Origin of the sequence: Henriciella sp., from assembly GCF_029936995.1 — a bacterium.
In the GTDB taxonomy this organism is placed as follows: domain Bacteria; phylum Pseudomonadota; class Alphaproteobacteria; order Caulobacterales; family Hyphomonadaceae; genus Henriciella.
The window spans coordinates 1-2,655 of sequence record NZ_JAPYRE010000017.1; the positions used below are offsets into that span (position 1 = coordinate 1).

General features: G+C 62.5%; 2 protein-coding genes. Both read left to right on the top strand.

The genetic code is table 11. The features are described 5' to 3' along the window. Positions 1 to 173 precede the first annotated feature (173 nt). Positions 174 to 1,703 (top strand): IS21 family transposase, encoded by a 1,530-nt coding sequence (gene istA / locus Q1K31_RS16580; RefSeq protein WP_300382052.1) that lies wholly within the window; start codon positions 174 to 176, stop codon positions 1,701 to 1,703. Positions 1,704 to 1,715: 12 nt separating this feature from the next. Further along, a complete protein-coding gene (gene istB / locus Q1K31_RS16585; RefSeq protein WP_300382054.1) occupies positions 1,716 to 2,486 on the top strand; it encodes an IS21-like element helper ATPase IstB in 771 nt (256 codons plus the stop codon). Positions 2,487 to 2,655 lie beyond the last annotated feature (169 nt).

The window sequence follows — 2,655 nt, forward strand, 5'->3', positions numbered from 1 at the left end:
TGCGCGCACCGGGGTGGCGCGGACAAGGATTCCAATCTGACGCGGACAACCATTCCGATTTAGCGCGGACAAGATTCCGGGGCTCGCGGACAAGATCGCGGAGCCCTTTGCCGGGGTGCTGAGCAATCACGTGGCGGGTAGCCTTTCGCTCTTTTGAGAGCGGGAGGGACCCAATGGCGAGATTGCCTATGAGGAAGATCAGAGAAGCCTTGAGGCTGCGCGCAAGCGGCCTGACGACCCGGGAGGTGGGCGACAGCATCGGCGTCGGCCGTACGTCGGTCAGTGAGTATGTCGGTCGGGCGGCGCGGGCGGGTTTGTCCTGGCCGCTGCCGGATGATCTGACGGATGCTGCGCTGGAAGCGTTGTTGTTCCCGGCCCCACCGCCAGATGCAGCTACGACCTACCCGAAGCCGGACTGGGCGCATGTGCATAGCGAGTTGCGCAGGCCCGGAGTGACCCTGTCGCTGCTCTGGGAGGAATACCGGGAGGCGCATCCCAAGGGCTATGGCTACAGCCGTTTTTGCGAGCTTTACCGCCGCTGGGAGGGCAGGCTGGCCCCGGTGATGCGCCAGCATCATGTGGCGGGCGAAGCGCTTTACGTGGACTACGCCGGGCAAACCTTCGAGATAGTGGACCCCGAGACTGGTGAGGTGCGCCAGGCCGAGTTCTTTGTCGCAGCACTTGGCGCTTCGAACCTGACCTATGCCGAAGCTACCTGGACGCAAGGCCTGTCCGACTGGATCGGCAGTCATACGCGAACCTTCGCATTCTTGGGCGGCGTGCCCGCGACGGTGGTCTCGGACAATCTCAAATCCGGGGTGACCAAGGCCTGCTTCCACGATCCGCAAATCAATCGCAGCTACGCGGACATGGCGGCACATTACGACACGGCCATCATCCCGGCCCGCCCGCGCAAGCCTCGCGACAAGGCCACAGTCGAGGTGGCCGTCCAGCTCGCGCAGAGGTGGATCCATGCGCGGCTGCGGAACCGGCGCTTTTCCTCGTTGGCCGAGTTGAACGCGGCGATCAGGGAACTGCTGGAGCGCTTCAACAACCGGCGCACCCGTCATCTCGGGGCCAGCCGCCGGGAGCTATTCGAACAGATCGAACGCCACGCCCTCCAGCCGCTTCCGCTGGAGCCATACGAGTTCGCGGAATGGCGCTGCCGCAAGGTGGGGCTCGACTACCATGTCGAGATAGACCGGCATTATTACTCCGTGCCCCACACCCTGCTGAAGGCCGAGGTCTGGGTGCGTATCACCAGTCGGACCATCGAGATATTCCATAAAGATCAGCGCGTTGCCTCGCATGCTCGGACATCAGGCAACCGCAAGCACACCACGGTGATGGATCACATGCCGTCCAATCACCGGGCCTATGCGGACTGGACACCAGAACGCCTGTGCCGGTGGGCCGCCAAGGTTGGCCCCAACACCGCAGCCCTTGTCGAGGTTATCATGCGCGAGCGCAAACACCCCGTGCAGGGGTTCCGCGCCTGCCTCGGCATCTTGAGATTATCCAAGGGATACGCGGCAACCGAGTTTGAAGCGGCAGTAGATTACGCGCTCACCATCGGCGCCCATTCCTACAACTCCCTGCAATCCATCCTGAAGAACAAGAGATATCGCCGGGCTCCGGATCGGCCCGCAGAGGAACCGGCGATCACCCACCCCAACATTCGCGGCGCCGACTATTTCCACTGAGAAAGGATACACATGCTCGATCATCCAACCCACGACCTGCTGCGCCAGCTCAAGCTGGACGGTATGGCCGACGCTTTCACCGAACTGCAATCGCAGGACAGCGCAGCCGACATGGGCCATGCCGAATGGCTCGGCCTCCTGATCGACCGTGAGGTGGCGAACCGCACGACCAAGCGGTTCCAGTCCCGGCTACGCGCCGCCAAGCTTCGTCACGGTGGCGCTTGCATCGAAGATGTAGATTTCCGCGCCGCGCGCCGCCTGGACAAGGCTTTGTTCCAACAGCTCGCCGCTGGCCGATGGATCAAGGAAAAGCGCAACCTGCTGATCACCGGCCCCTGTGGGGTCGGCAAAACCTGGTTGGCCTGCGCCTTGGGACAAAGAGCCTGCCGCGACAATGCCACCGTGATCTACAAACGCCTGCCGAGGCTCTTCTCGGAACTGCAACTGGCCCATGACGACGGGCGCTTCCCCCGCATGTTCCGACAGCTTGTCAAAGCGGACTTGCTCATTCTCGACGACTGGGGGCCGGAACGCATGACCGCGCCGCAGCGTCGGGATCTGATGGAAATCATCGAAGATCGATACGGTTCCGGCGCAACGCTGGTCACAAGCCAGCTGCCGGTCGATGCCTGGCACGACATCATCGACGAACCGACTTTCGCAGACGCCATCCTCGATCGCCTGATCCACAACGCGCACAGATTGCCTCTCGAAGGCCCGTCGATGCGCAAGACCCGCGATGCCCCCGCGACCAAAACCGTTGACGAACAATCCGACACCTGAGATGTCAGATCAAACGCTCAGCATCCCGCGCGAACTTTGTCCGCGCACCCCGGAATGACTGTCCGCGTACCGTTGGAATGGCTGTCCGCGAAGCCCGGAATGCGCAGATACGCCAAGGAATATCACGTGGAGCGACTGGTACGTGAAGCTCTGCTGTTCCGCATCGTAC

Excerpts from the sequence above, each read along its gene's own strand:
- istA (WP_300382052.1), top strand. The coding sequence starts at position 174 with ATGGCGAGATTGCCTATGAGGAAGATCAGAGAAGCCTTGAGGCTGCGC.
- istB (WP_300382054.1), top strand. The coding sequence starts at position 1,716 with ATGCTCGATCATCCAACCCACGACCTGCTGCGCCAGCTCAAGCTGGAC.